This window comes from Listeria monocytogenes (assembly GCF_041765605.1).
GTDB classification, from domain to species: domain Bacteria; phylum Bacillota; class Bacilli; order Lactobacillales; family Listeriaceae; genus Listeria; species Listeria monocytogenes_D.
In genome coordinates, this window is sequence record NZ_CP168900.1 from 1566355 (window position 1) to 1587377 (window position 21023).

At 38.4% G+C, this 21023-nt stretch carries 18 protein-coding genes and 1 other annotated feature; of the genes, 1 reads left to right on the plus strand and 17 read right to left on the minus strand.

Annotated features, from left to right (window positions below; genetic code table 11):
• Positions 1–17: 17 nt before the first annotated feature.
• Positions 18–1793 carry an aspartate--tRNA ligase gene (aspS, locus tag AB2Q86_RS08060; RefSeq protein WP_012581284.1) on the minus strand — a complete coding sequence of 592 codons (1776 nt, stop codon included), beginning with the start codon at positions 1791–1793 and terminating at the stop codon, positions 18–20.
• A gap of 2 nt (positions 1794–1795) precedes the next feature.
• Complete coding sequence (gene hisS / locus AB2Q86_RS08065; protein WP_012581283.1) at positions 1796–3073, minus strand: histidine--tRNA ligase; 1278 nt, start codon at positions 3071–3073, stop codon at positions 1796–1798.
• Positions 3074–3135: 62 nt separating this feature from the next.
• Positions 3136–3364 (minus strand) — a binding site (T-box leader).
• Positions 3365–3523: 159 nt separating this feature from the next.
• On the opposite strand from hisS, the gene AB2Q86_RS08070 reads away from it, so the two are divergent.
• Positions 3524–4807, plus strand: coding sequence for an N-acetylmuramoyl-L-alanine amidase (locus tag AB2Q86_RS08070; RefSeq protein WP_003736674.1), 1284 nt, complete (start codon positions 3524–3526; stop codon positions 4805–4807).
• A 40-nt stretch (positions 4808–4847) separates the two neighbouring features.
• On the opposite strand, the gene dtd is transcribed toward AB2Q86_RS08070, so the two are convergent.
• The 15 genes from dtd to pheA all read right to left on the minus strand — a co-directional run bounded on the left by dtd (position 4848) and on the right by pheA (position 20994).
• A complete protein-coding gene (gene dtd, locus AB2Q86_RS08075) occupies positions 4848–5303 on the minus strand; it encodes a D-aminoacyl-tRNA deacylase (RefSeq protein ID WP_012581282.1) in 456 nt (151 codons plus the stop codon).
• A gap of 15 nt (positions 5304–5318) precedes the next feature.
• Entirely contained in the window at positions 5319–7535 is a 2217-nt protein-coding gene (locus AB2Q86_RS08080) for a bifunctional (p)ppGpp synthetase/guanosine-3',5'-bis(diphosphate) 3'-pyrophosphohydrolase (RefSeq protein ID WP_003730167.1), read from the minus strand.
• A gap of 205 nt (positions 7536–7740) precedes the next feature.
• Complete coding sequence (locus AB2Q86_RS08085) at positions 7741–8262, minus strand: adenine phosphoribosyltransferase (RefSeq protein WP_003727399.1); 522 nt, start codon at positions 8260–8262, stop codon at positions 7741–7743.
• Entirely contained in the window at positions 8252–10603 is a 2352-nt protein-coding gene (recJ, locus tag AB2Q86_RS08090; RefSeq protein WP_012581281.1) for a single-stranded-DNA-specific exonuclease RecJ, read from the minus strand. Before recJ ends, AB2Q86_RS08085 begins: the two co-directional genes overlap by 11 nt.
• A 104-nt stretch (positions 10604–10707) precedes the next feature.
• Positions 10708–11052, minus strand: a complete 345-nt coding sequence (locus AB2Q86_RS08095; protein WP_012581280.1) for a lipopolysaccharide assembly LapA domain-containing protein — start codon at positions 11050–11052, stop codon at positions 10708–10710.
• A gap of 95 nt (positions 11053–11147) precedes the next feature.
• Positions 11148–13412: a protein translocase subunit SecDF gene (gene secDF, locus AB2Q86_RS08100; RefSeq protein WP_012581279.1), complete on the minus strand. Its 2265-nt coding sequence runs from the start codon at positions 13410–13412 to the stop codon at positions 11148–11150.
• A 100-nt stretch (positions 13413–13512) separates the two neighbouring features.
• The gene (locus AB2Q86_RS08105) at positions 13513–13803 is read right to left on the minus strand and encodes a post-transcriptional regulator (RefSeq protein WP_003730170.1); all 291 of its coding nucleotides are present in this window, start codon (positions 13801–13803) and stop codon (positions 13513–13515) included.
• A 142-nt stretch (positions 13804–13945) separates the two neighbouring features.
• A complete protein-coding gene (yajC, locus tag AB2Q86_RS08110; protein WP_003730171.1) occupies positions 13946–14263 on the minus strand; it encodes a preprotein translocase subunit YajC in 318 nt (105 codons plus the stop codon).
• A gap of 33 nt (positions 14264–14296) precedes the next feature.
• Positions 14297–15436, minus strand: coding sequence for a tRNA guanosine(34) transglycosylase Tgt (gene tgt / locus AB2Q86_RS08115; RefSeq protein ID WP_003762399.1), 1140 nt, complete (start codon positions 15434–15436; stop codon positions 14297–14299).
• 86 nt (positions 15437–15522) lie between these two features.
• The gene (queA, locus tag AB2Q86_RS08120) at positions 15523–16551 is read right to left on the minus strand and encodes a tRNA preQ1(34) S-adenosylmethionine ribosyltransferase-isomerase QueA (protein WP_012581278.1); all 1029 of its coding nucleotides are present in this window, start codon (positions 16549–16551) and stop codon (positions 15523–15525) included.
• A 3-nt stretch (positions 16552–16554) separates the two neighbouring features.
• Positions 16555–17562 carry a Holliday junction branch migration DNA helicase RuvB gene (ruvB, locus tag AB2Q86_RS08125; protein ID WP_003739008.1) on the minus strand — a complete coding sequence of 336 codons (1008 nt, stop codon included), beginning with the start codon at positions 17560–17562 and terminating at the stop codon, positions 16555–16557.
• 15 nt (positions 17563–17577) lie between these two features.
• Positions 17578–18183 (minus strand): Holliday junction branch migration protein RuvA, encoded by a 606-nt coding sequence (gene ruvA / locus AB2Q86_RS08130; protein WP_003730213.1) that lies wholly within the window; start codon positions 18181–18183, stop codon positions 17578–17580.
• 123 nt (positions 18184–18306) lie between these two features.
• A complete protein-coding gene (locus AB2Q86_RS08135) occupies positions 18307–19242 on the minus strand; it encodes an L-lactate dehydrogenase (RefSeq protein WP_003730214.1) in 936 nt (311 codons plus the stop codon).
• Positions 19243–19310: 68 nt separating this feature from the next.
• Positions 19311–20036: a YebC/PmpR family DNA-binding transcriptional regulator gene (locus AB2Q86_RS08140; protein ID WP_003730215.1), complete on the minus strand. Its 726-nt coding sequence runs from the start codon at positions 20034–20036 to the stop codon at positions 19311–19313.
• A 109-nt stretch (positions 20037–20145) separates the two neighbouring features.
• Positions 20146–20994 carry a prephenate dehydratase gene (gene pheA, locus AB2Q86_RS08145; protein ID WP_012581277.1) on the minus strand — a complete coding sequence of 283 codons (849 nt, stop codon included), beginning with the start codon at positions 20992–20994 and terminating at the stop codon, positions 20146–20148.
• Between the last annotated feature and the right edge of the window lie 29 nt (positions 20995–21023).

Genomic DNA, 21023 nt, shown 5'->3' on the forward strand with positions numbered 1-21023 from the left:
AGCGCTCACCTTCTTTTTTAGTTTGTTTCTTTTTTTACTGTTTCCAGTTTCAATTCCGCAAGTTGAGCGGCACTAACCTCGCCTGGCGCATTTGTCAGCGGGTCTACTGCGCTTCCTGTTTTAGGGAAGGCAATTGTATCGCGCAAGTTGTTTCGGCCTGCCAAGATCATAACAATACGATCTAAGCCAAGTGCGATACCGCCATGTGGTGGCGTACCATACTCTAATGCATCCATCAGGAAGCCAAATTGTTCTTTTGCTGATTCATCCGTGAAACCAAGCGCACGGAACATCGATTCTTGTACTTCTTTTTTGTAAATCCGTAATGAACCGCCGCCAATTTCATATCCATTTAATACGATATCATAAGCTTCTGCCATTACTTTAGAAGAATCAGTTTCAAGAAGCGGGATATCTTCTTCTTTTGGCAAAGTGAATGGATGGTGCGCAGATACATAACGCCCTGCTTCTTCATCGTATTCAAATAGTGGCCAATCAGTCACCCATAAGAAAGCAAGTTCTTCTTCATTGATTAAGTTCAAGTCTTTACCAAGTTTATTACGAAGCGCCCCAAGTGACGCCGCAACGATATCTGCTTTATCAGCTGCAAATAGTAATAAATCGCCATCTTCTGCTTGCAGAGCAGCCTTTAGATCTGCCGCTTTGTCTTCAGGGAAGAATTTAGCAATCGGCCCTTTCAGTTCGCTAGCTTCTACTTTTAGCCAAGCAAGACCTTTTGCCCCGTAGTTAGCAACAAAAACACCAAGCGCATCTAAATCTTTACGTGAAAAATTAGCTGCCGCACTCTTCGCATTAATCGCTTTTACTTCGCCACCATTTTCAATAGCGGATTGGAATACTTTGAAATCAACATCTTTAACGACATCTGATACATTTTGCAATTCTAAACCGAAACGAATATCTGGCTTATCACTTCCAAAACGATCCATCGCTTCTTTATACGTCATGCGAGGAAACGGTTTGTCGATAGTAATATTTTTCGCTTCTTTCACTACATCTACTAACATATCTTCCGTAATCGCTTGGATTTCTTCTTTCGTTAAAAAGCTAGTCTCTAAATCGATTTGTGTAAATTCAGGTTGACGGTCACCGCGCAAATCTTCATCGCGGAAGCAACGTACGATTTGGTAATATTTATCAAAACCTGCAGTCATTAGTAACTGTTTTAAAATTTGCGGAGATTGTGGCAATGCATAGAAGTTACCAGGGTAAACACGACTTGGTACAAGATAATCGCGTGCACCTTCTGGCGTACTTTTCGTTAAATAAGGTGTTTCAATATCAAAGAATCCGAGTGCATCTAGTTTATTGCGGAACGTTCTCGTTACCGTGTGACGCATTTTGAAAATGTTGTTCATTTCCGGGCGTCGTAAGTCTAAATAACGGTATTTCAAACGCAATTCATCCGAAACATTCACGCCATCTTCAATATAAAATGGTGGTGTTTTAGACGTATTTAAAATGGTAATTTCTTCTGCTAAAACTTCTACTTTACCAGTTGCTAATTTTTCATTGATAGCTTTTTCACCACGAGCATGAACTGTTCCTTTAATAGTAACAACAAATTCATTTCGAACACTATCAGCGATTTCAAGCGCTTCTTTTGAAAATTCAGGATTGAAAACAACTTGAACGATTCCTTCACGATCACGTAAATCAATAAAAATTAATCCACCTAAGTCGCGTCTTTTTTGTACCCAACCATGAAGGACAACACTTTGACCAATATGCGCTTCGTTTAATTCACCGCAGTAACTTGTACGTTTTTCCATTTTTATTTCTCCCCCTTGGTGTTTGTTAATTTTTCTAGAATGGTTGTTTCAGACACAGCTTCTTGCTCGCCTGTTTCCATATTTTTTAATTGATAATTGCCTGTTTGTAATTCTTCTTCACCAAGAATAATGGTGTATACGGCATTTTTTCTATTGGCATCTTTTAGTTGTGCTTTGAATTTACGTTTTAAGTAATCTTTTTCTGCACTAATGCCGTTTTGTCTTAATTTATTTACGAGTGTTACGGCTTTTAGTTCTGCTTCTGGTTGCGCTGTAATCACATAAACCTCTAATGGTTTTTTCGCAGGTATTTCGATGTCCGCTTTTTCTAGTGCTAGTAAAATACGCTCCACACCAATACCAAAGCCCATTCCTGGTGTATCTGGGCCGCCAAACTCTCTCACTAAACCGTGATATCTACCACCACCACAAAGCGTTGTTTTCGCGCCAAATCCTTCTTCTACGCTCATAATTTCAAATGTCGTGTGGTTATAATAATCTAAACCACGAACCATCGTTGGGTCAATTTCAAACGGAATTTCTAGCGCATTTAAGTAATTTTTAACATTTTCAAAATAGGCAACAGATTCCTCATTTAAAAAGTCTAAAATAGATGGCGCAGATTGAATCAGTGGATTGTCATGATCTTTTTTACAGTCTAAAATCCGCAGTGGATTTTTGTGTAACCGCACTTGGCATTCTGCACAAAATTCATCAATGTGTGGTTCAAAGTGTGCAACAAGTGCTTCCCGATGTTTTAAACGGCTTTCTTTATCACCAAGGCTATTAATGACTAATTTAATGTTTGTTAAGCCAATTTTTTTGAAAAATGTCATTGCTAGTGAGATAACTTCTACATCAATAGAAGGATCGTCACTTCCAAGCGCCTCAATACCCATTTGAGTAAATTGGCGTTGTCTTCCGCCTTGTGGACGTTCATAACGAAACATTGGTTCATTATAATACATTTTGATAGGTTGGCTCACTTCGCCGTATAATTTATGTTCAACGAAAGCTCGAACAACCGAAGCAGTCCCTTCTGGTCTTAGCGTTAAGCTTCTGCCACCTTTATCTTGGAAAGTGTACATTTCTTTTGATACGATGTCCGTAGAATCGCCAACCCCACGCTCAAATAATTCTGTATGTTCAAAAACAGGCGTCCTGATTTCTTCGTATTGGAAGTTTTCGCAAACATTTTTAAACTCGGTCTCTAAAAAATGCCATTTACTAACCTCTTCCGGCAAAATATCTCGCGTCCCTCTTGGTAATTGCAAATCCATCACCATAACCTCCTTTATTTACTTCAAAATATAAAGAAAAACCCCCGTCACTTGTTATAAAAACAAGGGACGAGAGTCTATTTACACCCGTGGTACCACCCTAATTAGAACTACTAATGAGTCCTCACTTAAGTCAGTTAACGCCTGAATACGTTCTTGCTTACTGTTTTTCAACAAGAAACCTCGAGAGTGTCTTTTCAGAAAATATGACTATCTTTATCCTTTCAGCCAAATGGGATAAATTCTCTTTATAGCATGGATTTTCTTACTTTTCTCTGTCGCTAGTTTTAAATATGAATTATTCTAAGATTACTAAAAACACACTGAAAAGTCAACATTTTGCCAGTTTTTTTATAAAAATCCACTTTCTAGTTCCATGAAAGCGCATTTTATGGTAACATTTTACTGTCAGATAAAAGTTTATGAGTATATGGGTGGTGTTAGCTTTAAATGAAGAATAAATTCATTTTTATCACCGTTGTCTCCATTTTATTGATTGCAGCAGGTATTTTTACAACCATAGCAATGGCGAACGCGAATTCCGTTGTCGTCAAAGCAGAAGTCTTGAATGTCCGCAGCGGTCCTGGTTTAGCATATGATGTAACGAGCCAAGCCAGAAAAAATGAAGTACTCCGGGTAGTCGGTGAAGAAAATCAATGGTACAAAGTTCAGTTAGATAACGGAAATAGCGGTTGGGTTGCCAGCTGGTTAGTAGAAAACACAGATGTCAGCGCAGCAAGTAACAGTGTCGCTATCGTTTCTTCTGATGGCGGATTGAATGTCCGCGAGAAACCAAGTACCTCAAGTAAGTCACTTGGATTACTAAATAACGGTGACCAAGTAACAGTTACTAGCCAACAAAACGGCTGGGCGCAAATCCAATATAATGGTACAAGCGCATGGGTTAGCTCCGATTACTTAACGATTCGTGAATCCGTTACAAAAGTAGATGAAAGCGAACTACAAACAGTAACCATTCGCGATGACTCCACTAATATTAGAAATAAGCCAAGTCGTGATGGTGCCGTCATCGAAAAAGCAAATTCTGGTCAAGGATTCGCTATTCAAGGAGTACAAGGTGACTGGTATAAAATTCGCACGACAAGCGGTGAAGAAGGTTATGTAGCTAACTGGGTAGTCGATGTTTCCGACAAAGGACAAACCTCCAGCCCTCGAAGCAAAACAACCAAATTATCCGAAGCGACAATCGTTATTGACCCTGGACACGGCGGCAATGATCCGGGTGCAAAAGGCGCAAATGGTACGATTGAAAAAGAAATGACTTTAAAAACAGCCAAACAGTTAAAACAAAAACTTGAATCTAGAGGCGCTAAAGTTATCTTAACGAGAAATAGTGATAAGTATGTTTCTCTAAAAGGAAGAACAAATATAGCTGCCGAAAATAATGCAGATGTCTTTATTAGTATTCATTTTGATAGTTTAGAAGACACAAGTAAAGGCGTAAGCGGCCAAACTACTTACTATTACGACAATAGTGATAAATCGCTCGCTGAAAGTATTAATACTACGCTTGGGAAAGACCTCCCTACTTCTAACCGCGGCGCAAGAGTCGGCGATTATTATGTAGTTAGAGAAAATTCACAACCTGCTGTCTTACTTGAACTTGGTTACTTAAGTTCCGCAAAAGATGAACGTAATATTAATTCAGCATCTTATAGAAGCCAAATTGCTGATTCCGTAACAGACGGTCTAGCTAATTACTTCTCTAATTAAAAAAAGCAATCATTCAGTTTCCTGAATGATTGCTTTTTTACTACTTACTACGCATTTCATCTGAATCAAGCATGATGGTAATTGGTCCATGATTGACGATTTTCACATCCATCATCGCACCGAATACACCTGTTTCGACAATAATCCCAGAGTCTGCAAGCTTTTGATTAAATAAGTCATACAGCGCTTCTGCTTTTTCTCCAGGAGCGGATTTTGTGAAGCTCGGACGTTTCCCTTTACTGACATCTGCATATAAAGTGAACTGGGAAACACTAAGAATGGCGCCACCTCGATCGGCTAAAGAAATATTCATCTTCTCTGACTCATCTTCAAAAATTCGCAATCCTACGATTTTTTTCGCCATGTAGTCAACGGTTTCTGGGGTATCTGTATGGGTGAATCCAACTAATAAACAAAGACCTCCAGCTATCTCGCTAATGACTTCCTCTTCCACACTCACGGAAGCCTCGTAACATCTTTGTAGTAGCACACGCATCGCTTCTCCACTCCTTTAGTTCATTAATCTTCTCACTGTATAAACATCTGGAATTTGTTTTATTTTATCCACTACTCGTTGCAAATGATTAATATTATGAATTTGTAGCGTAACGACTAATGTGGCCATTTTATTATTATCAACTTTAGCATTGACGCCGTTAATATTGGAAGTCAGGCTATTAATCACTTGCAAGATATCATTTAATAGGCCGTTACGGTTATAGCCATATATTTCGATATCTACATTGTAGTCATTTTTTGCTTGAGAATCAGCATCTTCCCAGTCTACTTCAATTAGTCGTTCTGGTTCGATAGCTTGAACATTGGGGCAATCTTGACGATGAATAGAAATGCCGCGACCTTTTGTAATATAACCGACGATATCATCACCAGGCACCGGATTACAGCATCTGGATAGTCGAATTAATAGATTACCTACCCCTTGAACAACTACTCCTGCATTATGCTTAATCTTCAGTTTCTCATTGTTAGCATCGGAATTGGAGGGTTTATTTTCTGATTGTGTTAATAGTTTCTCCGTTTCCGCTTCCAGTTCACGTTCTTTACGTAGTTTTTCTGTTAAGCGGTTAGCTACTTGTAAAGCTGTGATGCCGTTATAACCAACAGCTGCAAACAGATCATCTTCATGCGAAAAATTTAGTTTATCAGCTAATTTACGAAGATTTTCTGGCGTCATAATTTTTTTCGATTCGAATCCAAGTTGTCTAATTTCTTTCTCAACTAAATCGCGACCTTTTTCGACATTCTCTTCTTTTGCTTGTCGTTTGAAAAATTGTTTAATTTTATTTCGCGCTTGCGAAGTTTGAACTAATTTTAGCCAGTCGCGACTTGGTCCATAAGAATGTTTGGACGTTAAAATATCAATAATATCGCCCGTTTTTAATTTATAGTCGAGTGTCACAATTTTTCCGTTAATTTTAGCCCCGATTGTTTTGTTTCCGATTTCGGTATGGACACGGTAAGCAAAATCCAGTGGTACAGAGCCATTTGGTAACTCGTACACATCACCTTTTGGAGTAAATACGTAAACAACATCCGAAAATAAGTCGAGTTTCAAGCTTTCCATAAACTCTTCCGCATTATCCGATTCATTTTGATATTCTAAAATTTCTCGGAACCATGTTAATTTGTTATCGAATGAAGTTTTGGAATTAACCACTTTGCCTTCTTTATAGGCCCAGTGTGCTGCAACCCCGTATTCAGCGATTTGGTGCATTTCGTGCGTTCTGATTTGAACTTCAAGCGGTTCTCCTTGAGGCCCTATAACCGTCGTGTGAATCGATTGATACATATTCGACTTCGGCATCGCAATATAATCTTTAAAGCGACCTGGCATCGGTTTCCAGCGCGTATGAATAATACCAAGAACAGCATAGCAATCCTTGATACTACTAACGACAATTCGAACAGCCAACAAATCATAAATTTCGTTAAATTGTTTATTTTGTTCGCTCATTTTCCGGTAAATCGAATAAATATGTTTTGGTCTTCCAGAAATATCCGCTTGAATATTGAGTTCATCTAGATTTTCATTCACACCGTCAATCACATCATGCAAATAACGCTCTCTTGCATCCCGCTTTTGTTTCATTAAGTGGACGATGCGATAATATTGTTGTGGATTTAAATAACGTAGCGCTGTGTCTTCCAGCTCCCATTTCACTCGTGAAATACCCAAGCGATGTGCAAGTGGCGCAAAAATTTCTAATGTTTCGTTCGCAATTCTACGTTGTTTTTCCACGGGCAAATGTTTTAATGTCCGCATATTATGCAAACGGTCCGCTAGTTTGATTAAAATAACGCGAATATCCTGCGCCATCGCAATGAACATTTTCCGGTGATTTTCAGCTTGTTGCTCTTCGTGTGATTTATATTTAATTTTACCAAGTTTCGTTACTCCGTCTACTAGCATGGCAACTTCACTGCCAAAAACTTCTTCTAAATCTGCTAGTGTGACTGGCGTATCTTCCACGACATCATGTAAAAATCCAGATGCAACGGTCGATGGATCCATTTTTAATTCGACTAAAATGCCGGCAACTTGAATTGGATGAATAATATACGGCTCACCTGATTTACGAAATTGCTCTTTATGAGAATCGCGCGCAAATTCATACGCTTTTTTTACGAGCGCTAGATGTTCCTGATTCATATAATGAGAAGCCATATCGATGACTTGCTCAGCTGTCAGATTTTGTTCTTTCGCCATTTACATTCACCCTCTTATCTCCATGTCATATATACAACTTAAAAACACCCAAAAACTGAGTGCTCTAAAAAATATTCTTGTTTAATATTATAGCATGAGCCGTCTTTGTTTAGAAAGCACTTTTCCTTGATTTTTCACATTTTCTGGCAGTTTTCAGCTTTTTAATCAAAAAACTACCCCTAAAATAATAGGAGTAGTTTGATTTTTATAATTGCATAAGGATTAAACGGTCATAACCATTTAATTTTTTATGTCCTTCTAGCTCTTTTAGTTCGATTAAGAAAGCACAACCAGCAACAATACCACCTAATTCTTCTACAAGTTTGATAGTTGCTTCGATTGTTCCACCAGTTGCAAGTAAATCATCCGTAATTAAAACGCGTTGACCCGGTTTAATCGCATCACTATGCATAGATAATTTATTCGTACCATATTCTAAATCGTATTCCATTTCGATTGTTTCACGAGGAAGTTTTCCAGGTTTACGAACAGGCGCAAAACCAATTCCTAACGCATAAGCAACTGGGCAGCCGATAATAAAGCCACGTGCTTCTGGTCCAACAATAATATCAATTTTTAATTCTTTTGCGTATTCCACAATTTTATCTGTAGCAAAACGATATGCTTCTCCGTCATTCATAAGGGGTGTGATGTCTTTAAATACAATCCCTTTTTTGGGCCAATCGTTCACAATCGCTACATAATCTTGTAAATCTTTAATTTCCATTTTCTAGTTCCTCCGCATTCGGGTAAATTGATGTTTCCATCATTGATTCCATCCAACTATGAAGTTCCGTATAGTTAGAGTACAACAGTTTTTTTCTTGTAGTTATTTCTTCTACCTTTTGTTGATAAACAAGTGATTCGTCCAGATTACGTTTTTCAACAACTTCATTAATAATAATCTGACCACTTTCCATTTTAGCAAATTCTAAATCAAAAAACACCTTTGACATGAAATCTATTTGCTCTTTATTCCAGCCAAACTTTTGCATTAGCCGTGGTGTGTACTTTTCAATTGGAAATGGTTGAAATTTTTTAATGAGACTATATAGCTCAGCAAAGGCTAACCGGTCTGGTATTGCTGGAATTTGATTCCCCTCTGCTGCATCAAAATGGACAAAAATACGTTCTGGTTTCGTTTCGCGAACAATCGTTTCCACTAATTCAGTCTTCGTTGGCATATCCGCAAAAACAAGTTCTTCTGTCTGAAAATCCGCCGTAAAATCAGCTTTTTCATCCACTAAAATATAGTTTTGTTCTCCAAGCGTGCCAATCGTTCTTTCTTCAAAACAAACAAAGACTCTTGATTCTGTTTGTTCTTGGAGAATCCTAGCCCACTCAGATTTATTACGTACATCGAAAAGTTGCCAATGCGAGATGTGAATGTCCATCATGCGTAGTTGTGGTTTTTTCACATTATTCCATTCATTGATGGATAATTCCCCAACCACGTCCACGGCTGCATTAGGAGAAATTTTTTCTACCAAATCGCCTACACCAAATCCGATAGAATCTAAAGTGGCATCATTTTCCTCTGTAGCAAGCATTGTTTTTAAATGGGTTTTATCTGCCCCAATTCTTTTCGTTCCTTTTAAATGCATATTTTCTAACAAGAAAATCGGTTTAGGGTTATCCATTCCAAAAGGAGCTAATTTTTCAAGTTGAGCAATAAATGCTACGGAAACATCCGCAATATTTATTTTCTCTTCTATTTTCAAGGCTGGGCGGAAATCTTCTTCAGAAAGAAAACTTGCTTCTTCTTGTAATTTAGCTTCTAATTCTATTAAATTTTCAGCTGGCAATGTAAGACCCGCAGCCATTGGATGCCCACCAAACGCAGTCATTAAATCACGATGTTTATCAAGCGCTTGATACAAATGAAATGCATCGACGCTTCGACCAGATCCTTTGGCAATTCCAGTAACTGGATCAATTCCTAGTACAATCGCCGGACGAGAATATGTTCCAACTAATTTAGAAGCAACTATCCCTAAAATCCCTGTATTCCAACCCTCTCCGTAAACAACGAGCACATTTCCTAATGTTACTTTTGCCTCAATTGCCTCCATCGCGAGCTTCGTTGTATCAACAACTATTTGTTTCCGTTCTTTATTCGCATCATCAATTTCTTCCGCTAAGAAAAGTGCTTCTTCTGGATCCTCTGTTAAAAGTAAATCCGCCGCTGGATCTGCTGGACCTAAACGACCAACTGCATTCAGTCGTGGAGCTAAACCAAAGCCAATAGTTTCTTCCGTAGCCTCTTCTAACTTCAAACTAGCTTTTTTAGCTAACACTGAAAGTCCAAGGTTCGCGGATTCGCGCAATTGACGCAATCCTAGTTGAACAAGTAAGCGATTTTCATCAGTTAAAGAAACTAAATCTGCCACAGTCCCAACTGCAACTAAATCAAGCAATTCTTTCGGTTCTTCTCCAAGTAAAGCATGCGATAACTTATAAGCAACACCTACACCCGCTAGTTCATCAAACGGATAAGCTGACTTAGGATGCTTCGGATGAATTACTGCAACAGCTTCCGGCATAATTTCCCGTGGTTCATGGTGATCCGTCACAATAACATCTAAACCAATCTCTTTGGCATGCGTCATTACTTCAAGCGCTGCAATACCATTATCAACAGTAATAATTAAATCCGTTCCTTGGTTTTTAGCCATATCGAACGCAGCGATATTTGGACCATAACCTTCCGTAAAACGATTAGGAATATAAAATTCAGCATTTGCCCCTAAATGCCGCAGTGTTTTCATTAAAACGGCAATACTAGTAACTCCATCTGCATCATAATCTCCGTAAACTAAAATCTGCTCATTTAGTTCTATCGCTTGCTTAATTCTAGCAACCGCAAGATCCATTTCAGCAAATAAAAATGGGTCATAACTTTCATATTTTTCTGGGTGGAAAAATTTATCGAATTGTCCTTGCGTTGTAATTTTTCTTTTCCAAAGTAGTTTTGCAAGTGGAAGCGAAATTTTTAGCTGTTCTGCTAATTGGCTAGCTTTGTCTTCCGCCGCTTCCTCGATATTCCATAAGTATTTTGAATGAATCACATTACCCCACCTCTCAACCTTCCTATTATATCGAAAATCACTAGAAAAACCAAGAGGAATCTTCCAAACAAAAAACGCCGACCTATTAAGTCAGCGTTCCATTTTTATTTTGTTGTATCGACAATCTTTTCTGTATCACGTGTTTCTACTTTAGATGAATGAGTTTTCATTGCTTTAGCAGCTGCTAGTTGGCGTTCTAATTCGGCTTTTTCGGATGTTAATTGTTTTACTTGTTTCTTCATACCACGCGATTTCGCGATATTTAAGAAAAAGATAATTAAACAACCGCAAAGAACAGAGCCTAAAATAATTAAAATTAATGGCCACTCCGCTTGCGCAAATAAAAAGTTTACTTCTACTGGATCTACATTAATAACTGCAAAAATAGCAATAATGAGTGCTAAAATAATCCCCGCAATTACTTGCCACTGTACTTTATTTTCTTTCATGTTTTCTCCTCCTTGCACAATTATCTTATTATTTACCCGTTTCTAGGCTATTAAAAACGGCCGAATCTCTTTTTATGAAATTCGGCCGTTTATTTTTATACGACTGGTTGTCCGTTATTACGTGGTTTTTTCTTTTTAACGGTGCTAATTGGTCCTTTTCTACGTAGTTGTCTTGCTTTAAATACGTACCATAATTGCATCGCCATAAAGATGGAGGAGAATACACTAGAAACAAGTCCAACAAGTAAGGCGATGGAGAAGTTCAGAATAGACTCACTACCAAATAGTACAAGTGCAAGTACGGTGAAAATAACCGTTAAAATGGTATTAATCGAACGAGTAAATGTTTGACGTAATGCTTTATTAACAGCATCCGCAATTTCTTCTTTCGTTTTGAAACGTTGCATCTTCATACTAATATCCCGTATCCGGTCGGCGGTGACTATCGTGTCATTAATGGAATAACCGATAACCGTCAGTACCGCGGCAATGAAAGTTAAGTCAACCTCCAGCCTTGTTACACTAAAGAAGATAAAGATGATAAATGCGTCGAATAGTAAGGAAAGAATCGCCGCAATACCCATATAAAATTCAAATCGGACCGCAATATAAAGTACAATCAGCACAGACGCCACACCGAGTGCCCAGAAGCCATTTTTGGCAAGTTCTTTACCGACAGTTGGTGAAACGGTACTAATGCTTGGTTCGTGCTTATATTTGTCCTCAAAGTAGTTTTTGAATTTAGCTACATCATTTTGTGATAATGTCCCTTTATAAGAAACAACGGCTGTTTTAGAACCAGATCCTTGGAAAACAATATCATCCGATGGCATGTCAATCGCATCTAAATCTTTCTTAATTTGCGTTTCTGTCAGTGTTTGATTAGCTGTTACTTCCGCTCGTGTCCCACTGGCAAAGTCAATACCTAGATTTAGTTTGAAGATGGATAGAATCACAATACCGACAATAACAATCGCAGCAAAAATAGATAAGAACAGACGGTGATGTTTTACAAAGTCAAAACGGTCAAAGTGTGTTTTTAAGCTAAAGCTATTAATGCCCTCATGTAAATTATGGATATCTTTTCGTTTAACTGCAAAGAATCCTGGTTTATTGTTAAGCCAATTACTTTTCACTAATAAGCCTAATAAGAATCTTGATCCCCAAACGGCTGTCAAGAAGCTGACTAAAATACTAATGATTAGAACCGTAGCAAAACCTTTGATAGAGCTTGTTCCAAAGTAGAAGAGAACCGCAGCTACGATTAGTGTCGTTAAGTTACCATCTAAAATCGCACGGAATGCTTCTTTACCGCCGACTTCAAAAGCCGCTTTCGTCGACCTACCGACTTTGATTTCTTCTTTTATCCGCTCGTAGGTTATTACGTTCGCGTCAACAGCCATACCTATCCCCAGAATCAAACCTGCAATCCCTGGTAAAGTAAGTGTTGCGTTAAGCAGACTCAGTATTAATAGTACTAAATAAGTGTATGCAACTAAAGTGATACAAGCAATAACACCTGGTAAACGGTAAACTGCCATCATGAAAATAAAGATAGCCATAACTCCAATAATACCAGCTAAAATTGTTTCTTGTAAGGCATCTTGCCCAAATTGAGCACCAACAGATGTCGAGTAAACTTCTTTCATTTTAACAGGGAGTGCACCAGAGTTTAGCAAATCAGCTAAATCTTTTGCTTCTTCCGTTGTGAAACTTCCGGAAATTTCTACTTTATCTGTATCTAGCACGCTACTAACGTTTGGTGCTGATAAGTAAGCTGGGTCTTTCTTCTCGCGTTCTGTTTTGTATTTTTGGCCTTCTTTCCAATCTAACCAAATAACTAATTGATTGTCGGGTGCCTCAGCCAAAATTGTTTTTGTTACACTAGCAAATTTGTCAGCACTTTTTAGTTTTAGAGTAACGATTGGATTATTGCTTGAATCGAAAGCTTGTTTGGCACCGCCCGCAACTAAGTCACTACCATTCATCATCATTTTGTCATTTGCATCTCTAAATGATAATTGGGCTGTGGTTGATAGCATTTTACGTGCTTCTTCCTGGTCAGTTACGCCGGCAAGTTGAACACGAATACGGTTATCCCCTTCGATTTGAATACTTGGTTCAGCTACACCTAAGGAATTGATACGCTTATCGAGTGAAGCTACCGTATCTGTCAACGTTTGTTTAGATACAGTCCCTTTCCCATCAGCTGGTGACACTTCATATAGAACTTCGAATCCCCCTTGAAGATCCAAGCCTAAGTTGATGTTTTGCATAACCATTTTTGCGGTACCAAATACAGCACCAAAGATAATTGCAACTACTAGAAAGAAAATAACTATCTTACTCTTTTTTACCATTTCTGTTTCGTTCCTCCCTCATCTAAACCATAACAAATCCCAGTCTAACAACAAATACTTCTATTTTATGTATGAAACTCAAGCATTTGCTAACAGGCTGTTAATCTTCCACATTTGGTTGAAGCATACTATCTGCTTGAGAAACATGGTTATTAGATTCTTGTTCAGCTGTTGTCATAATAAATTGCATTAATTGTCCAATATTCATTTGCATGACATCATTAATACGTTCATGCAAAGCAGGGGTTGGTTCATTCTTCCACTTTTCTTCTGTTAAAAATGCCCAAATATGGCTTGCCTTGATTTCTCGGTAACCTAAAATATGAAAATCTTCCACTTTTATTGCTATTGCAGGCGCTAAATCTTCATACCATTCCGAAAATGTATCCATATCAAGTCGTCCCCTTTCTTAAACAATAAGCATATTCCCATTTTATCTAAAAAAAGCTTAAATGGGAAGTATAAGCTCTATTTTTATGGTTAAAAAATGCCATTTCACCGTTTAAAGGGAAATGGCATTTTTATTTCAAGTATTATTTGTTGTCTTCTACAACTTCCGTATCATCAGAAGCCGTTTCTGTTACAACTCCGTTACCTTTTTCAAGTACAGTTCTGATTGCATTACGGTCAAAAGTTAATTTGCTGTTTCCGCATTTCAAAATGACTGTGCCATCTTCAATTGCTTCTACAATACCGTGAAGTCCACCAATAGTAATAATTTTATCACCTTTTGCTAAACTACTTTGCATATTTTGTACTTCTTTTTGACGTTTTTGTTGAGGTCTGATTAATAAGAAGTAAAACAAAACGATCATCAAGATAATTGGTATAAATGTTACAATACCGCCCATATTTTCCAACTCCTTTCGATACTTTATATATATTTAGAAATTTTTTGCATCAGGACGATTGAATCCATATTGCTCAAAAAATTCTTCCCTAAAATCAGCAAGACGATCTTCCATAATAGCGCCACGAACTTGCTTCATTAAGTTTAACAGAAAATGAAGATTATGATAAGTTGTAAGTCGAATTCCAAATGTTTCCTCACAACGAATCAAGTGTCGAATGTATGCACGTGAGTAATTTTTACAAGTATAACAGTCACAATTTTCATCAATTGGACGGAAATCATGGGTAAACTTAGCATTTTTAATAACTAAGCGACCACTTGATGTCATACAAGTACCATTTCGTGCAATACGTGTGGGAAGAACACAGTCAAACATGTCCACTCCTCGAATCACGCCATCAATCAATGAGTCAGGCGAACCTACGCCCATTAAATAACGTGGTTTGTTTGCTGGTAATAGCGGTGTCGTATGTTCCAAAACTCGGTTCATGACGTCTTTCGGTTCTCCGACAGATAAACCGCCGATGGAGTAACCAGGAAAATCAAGCGAAACGAGATCTTTCGCACTTTGCGCACGCAAATCTTCGTAAGCTCCACCTTGGACGATACCAAACAAGCCTTGGTCTTCTGGTCTTTCGTGTGCTTTTAAACCACGCTCAGCCCAGCGAGATGTTCTTTCTACTGATTTTTTCATATATTCATGCGACGCTGGATATGGTGGGCATTCATCGAAACTCATCATGATGTCAGATCCAAGCGCATTTTGAATTTGAATCGCTTTTTCTGGTGATAAGAAAAGTTTGTCTCCGTTTAAATGGTTACGGAAATGAACGCCTTCTTCTTTGATATCACGCATTTTACTCAAACTAAACACCTGAAAACCACCTGAATCCGTTAAGATTGGTTGATCCCAGTTCATAAATTTATGTAATCCGCCCGCTTCTCGAATTAATTCTTCTCCCGGACGTAACCATAAATGATACGTATTACTTAAAATAATACCTGCACCCATTGCTTTTAATTCTTCGGGTGACATTGTTTTTACCGTTGCAAGTGTTCCAACTGGCATAAACATTGGTGTATCAAAAGTGCCGTGTGGTGTATGGATTTTACCAAGACGAGCACCCGTTTGTTTATCTGTTTTAATTAGTTCATAACGAATGGCAGACATGTGTTACCTCTTTCTTATTTACTCTATTCACTAGCATAACGAAAATTACCAATGAAAACAAGCTTTTCTGTTAATTTTTTCGCAATTTAATGGATAAACATGGCATCGCCAAAACTAAAGAAGCGATATTGTTGTTCTACAGCATGATTATACGCTGCTAAAATTTTCGTGCGGTCTGATAAAGCAGACACAAGCATAATTAATGTCGATTTCGGTAAATGGAAATTCGTTATTAGTGCATCTACTGCCTGAAAAGTATACCCTGGGGAAATAAAAATCTCTGTCCAACCTGATTCAGCCACTAGTTTGCCGTCATGACGACTCGCGATTGTTTCTAATGTTCGGATAGAAGTCGTTCCAACTGCTACAACTTTTCCGCCTTGTACTTTGATTTTATTAATTCGCTCAGCAGATTCTTCTGTTAAACGATAAAATTCAGAATGCATTTTATGATTGGCAGTATCTTCTACGTCCACTGGGCGGAATGTTCCGAGCCCTACATGAAGCGTCACGAAAATGATTTCTACACCTTTTGCGCTAATTTTCGCCAGTAAATCTTCTGTAAAATGAAGGCCCGCTGTTGGCGCTGCTGCTGAACCATTCTCTTTCGCATAGACGGTTTGATAACGATCTTGATCAGCAAGTTGTTCTTTAATATATGGTGGAAGTGGCATTTCGCCAAGTTGTTCTAAAACTTCATAAAAAATGCCTTCATAAGAAAATTCTAAAATCCGACCACCATGCTCAAGCTCTTCCAAGCAAGTTGCTTTTAAAGCGCCGTCACCAAAAGTAATGGTTGCACCTTTTCGAATTCTTTTGGCAGGTTTTACTAAAGTTTCCCATGCATTGCCTTCTTTTTGTTTCAAAAGGAGCACTTCAATGTGCGCGCCAGTTTCATCTTTAATACCATGCAGCCTCGCTGGGAGAACACGCGTGTCATTTAATACAAGTGCGTCTCCTTCGTTTAAATAGCTGATAATATCTGTGAAATGTTGGTCTTTTATGTCACCTGACTCTTTATCAAGCACCATTAGTCGGCTTGAAGTCCGGTCTAATAGTGGGGTTTGTGCGATTAATTCTTCTGGTAAATCAAAATCGAAATCTTCTACTTTCATGCTTTATACCTCTTTTTCATAACTTATTCCTAAATGGTTATACGCCGTTTCCGTTGCAATTCTTCCTCGCGGCGTTCTTTGTAGAAAACCGATTTGTAGTAAATATGGTTCTTGCATATCTTCAATGGTTTCTCGTTCTTCTCCAATACTTGCAGCGATTGTATCCAGACCAACTGGACCGCCTCTAAACGATTGGATAATTGTATGCAGGAGTTTCTGGTCAATCGTATCTAACCCTCTTGGATCTACTTGGAGTAAAGTAAGTGCTTCTTTCGCTAGCTTTTCAGTTACCGTTCCATTTCCTCGAACTTGCGCGAAATCACGTACTCGTTTTAATAAACGATTGGCAATCCGCGGGGTTCCTCTTGAACGTCTCGCTATTTCACGCGCACCAAGATCATCAATTTTTGTATCTAATATATTCGAAGTTCTGAGTACAATTTCGGTCAACTGTTCTTCTGTATAAAATTCTAAATGATCAATCACGCCAAAACGATCTCTAAGTGGCGCTGATAACAGTCCAGCTCGTGTTGTTGCTCCAATCAAAGTAAATGGTGGTAAATCTAAACGAACCGAACGCGCAGTTGGACCTGTTCCAATCACAATATCCAAGCAATAATCTTCCATTGCCGGATATAAAATCTCTTCAATCGCTCTCGATAAACGATGGATCTCATCAATAAATAAAACATCCCCTGGCTCAAGGCTTGTCAAAATTGTCGCCAAGTCGCCTGGTCGTTCAATAGCTGGTCCACTCGTTGTTTTAATTTGGCTACCCATTTCTGATGCAATGACCATCGCAAGCGTTGTTTTACCAAGTCCTGGAGGGCCATATAAAAGCACATGATCCAGCGCTTCATTTCGGAGTGTGGCAGCTTCTATAAAGACCGTTAAATTGTTCTTTACTTTGTCTTGTCCAATATATTGTGAAAGGGTCTGTGGCCGCAAACTAGTTTCAAAAGATACTTCTTCTGCGTCTACCGTTTCACTTGAAATAATTCGTTCATCCATGCCACAAGCTCCTCTCTATTTTGTCATTAATTGTAGTGCTAGCTTGATATATGCGTCGCTTGTTAGGTCTTCTTCTTTTGCCAATTTTGGTATTACTTTTTTAAGTTCTCGCGTGCTATAACCGAGCGCTTCTAAAGCTAATACAGCTTCTTCTAATTGCGGAGAAAGTCCAGCAACCATATCATTTTCTGGTGCAACATAAACAATTTCACTTGCAACAACATCAGCCAGCTTGCCTTTCAAATCGAGAATGATTTGGCGCGCTGTTTTTTTACCAACACTTGGAAATTTGGTTAAATAAACATCGTCTTCGGATTCAATAGCAGAAATCAGTGGAACGACATCGCCTGAAGCAATAATAGCTAACGCGCTTTTTGGTCCAATGCCCGAAACACTCAATAATTTTTTGAATAAATAACGTTCTTCTGTTGTTTGAAAACCGAATAGAGAAATATTATCCTCCCGCACATGTTGATACAAAAAGACTTGCGCTTCTGTACCTTCTAATCGTTGAAAGGAAAACGGGTTTCCTGTAATTATTTGATAGCCGATTTGTCCTGCCTCGACAACAATATATTCGGGTGTAATCGTCGTAACGGTTCCTTTTATGTAATCGTACAATTTATTCGTCCTCTCTTCATTTCACGTCATACATTATATGATAGCATAAAATGGAACGTCTGTACTAGTTTTTGTTCATAAAAGAAAAGTAACTTTAGTTTACATAATAATATTATTGCCACCTTAAATAGATTCGATGCTTTTTTTAATAACTGCTACCGAATTTGCAAAAGCTTGTTGTTCTTGTTCATCTAATTTTAACGAGATGATTTCTTTTACACCATTTTGGCTTAAAACAGCGGGAACTCCGATGGCTAAGCCACTTTCTCCGTACTCGCCATCAAGCACACAAGATACGGTCAAAGCACGCTGGCTACCACTAAAAATATGGCGACAAATCTCAACAATTGTACCGCCTATGCCATATTCTGTGCATCCTTTTTGGTGATAAATTTCAAAACCAGTATCACGAGCTGTTTCACCAATTTTTTTCAAATCCAGTGCCTCGCCTAATTTTTCCATGCTATATTCATTTACCGGTTTACCATAAATAGATGAATGTGACCATACTGGAAACTGGGAATCACCGTGTTCTCCAAGGATAAAAGCATCGATGCTTTGTGCGGCAATGTCTAGTTTCTCTGCAAGTAAACGACGTAATCTTGTTGTGTCTAGCCAGACGCCTGTTCCAAGTACTCGTTCTCTTGGTAAGCCAGACAATTTCCACACCTGATAAGTGATGATATCACACGGATTCGTTGCAATTAAGAAGATGCCTTTAAATCCACCTTTCATCATTTCAGGAACAATGCTTGAAACGATTCTTGAAGTGCTTCTAAGTTCGTCTAGGCGAGTTTGCCCTTCTTTTAAAGGTCCTGCTGTCACAGTAATTACAGCAATATCTACATCCGCACAATCACTTGCCTCACGAACTGTAATATCCATTTTCCCTGGCATAAACGCTGCGGCATCCGCCAAGTCTTTCCGATTTCCTTCTACGCGTTCTTTATTTAAATCTACGAGAATTAACTCTTCGACAAATTTTTGATTAACAAAGGCGTGTGCTGCAGCTGTCCCTACATTCCCTGCTCCAATTATCATTACTTTACGTGGTTTCATATTTTCTCCTCCTAGTGATTCATATAAAACACCCCTATTCAAATTGTCCGAAAAAGGGGTGTGTTGACTTAATTTATCTCTGCGTTCGTATAAACTTCTTGCACGTCATCATCATCTTCAAGCGCTTCTAACATTTTATCAAATTGTGTTTGGTGATTTTCTGCAACTTCATTATAAACCGTTGGAAACATGGATAATTCAGCAGTGGCAAAAGTATAACCAGCTTCTTGCAAAGCCTCTTTCACTTCTGGAAAAAGAGCCGGATCTGTAAAAATTTCAAATACATCCTCGCTTACTTCCACATCGTCCGCCCCTGCTTCAATAGCTTCCAGCATGAATTCTTCCTCGTCCACATCTAAACCTTCGCGTAAAATAACAAGATAACCTTTACGATCGAACATATAGCTCACACTACCGGTTTCACCAAGACTTCCACCGTTTTTATTAAAAGCTACTCGAACATTGGTGCTCGTACGATTTTTATTATCTGTAAGCGCATGGACAAGAACCGCAATTCCTCCCGGCGCATATCCTTCATAGGTTACTTCATCATAATTTTCGCCACTCGTATTACCAGCAGCTTTATCAATAGCTCGCTTAATATTATCGTTCGGCATGTTGACCGCTTTTGCTTTATCCATAACTAATCGGAGCGATGGGTTTAAACTCGGATCAGGACCTTTTTTTGCTGCAACAAAAATTTCTCTCGCTAATTTTTGGAATACTTTGGAACGCTTGGAATCTTGTGCATTTTTTCGACCTTGAATATTATTCCATTTTGAATGTCCTGACATATATTTCACTCCTTTTAGATTTGGTAAAGCTTTTCTCCTACAAATTCTAACGTAAAAAGGGAGGTATCGCAATAAAAAAGTTACCGCAAAAATCGCGATAACTCTTTATTTAAGTCGTTTGTAAGCGGTGAACGTGATAGGTTCCGAGTTTATTTGCCGTTCCACCTAAAAGTGTTATTTCATCAAGCGCATTAGTTACGAGAGTTTCTTTTCCTTCTGAAAGTACATCTATCAAGAAAAAGTACTCGCCTAATGAGGTTTTAAGCGGCCTTGATTCGATTTTACTTAAATCAATATCCCGCCAAGCAAATGTAGATAAGACTTTATGTAACGCACCTGGCATATTGTTAGGCAAAATAACAGAAATAGACGTTTTTTCTTCTTCTTTTGGTAATAAAATCGAAACAGGTTTACGGCTTAAAACAAAAAATCTTGTTTGATTTAATTCCAAGTCTTGCGCATTTTCTTTGACGATTTCAAGTCCATACTCATTCGCCGCCATGCGTGGTGCAATAGCTGCGACAAGTTCTGTCGGATTATTACTAACCCATTTTGCAGCATAGGCTGTAGAAGGTGTAACTTCACGCTCCACTCCATATAATTCTGATTGGAGAAATGTATGACACTGTGCAAGTGCTTGTGGATGGGACATTACTTTTTGTACTGATTTCCAAGCGGATACGTGTGCTGGATGAACCATTAAATGTTGCGCGATTGGAAGAACAATCTCCGCTACTACAGGGACACTTGAAAAATGAAATAAGTAGTCCAGCGTGATATTAACGCTTCCTTCAATCGTATTTTCAATCGGAACAACAGCCACGTCCACATCTTCTTTTTCAATCGCCATAATACAATCTGGAATCGTGCTCTTTGCTATCATCTCTTCTTTTGGAAAAGCCTTCGCTGCTGCCGCATGTGTAAAAGATGCTGCTGGCCCTAAATAAGCAATTTTCATTTTCAACTCTCCTTTTATCGTAGCTAGGA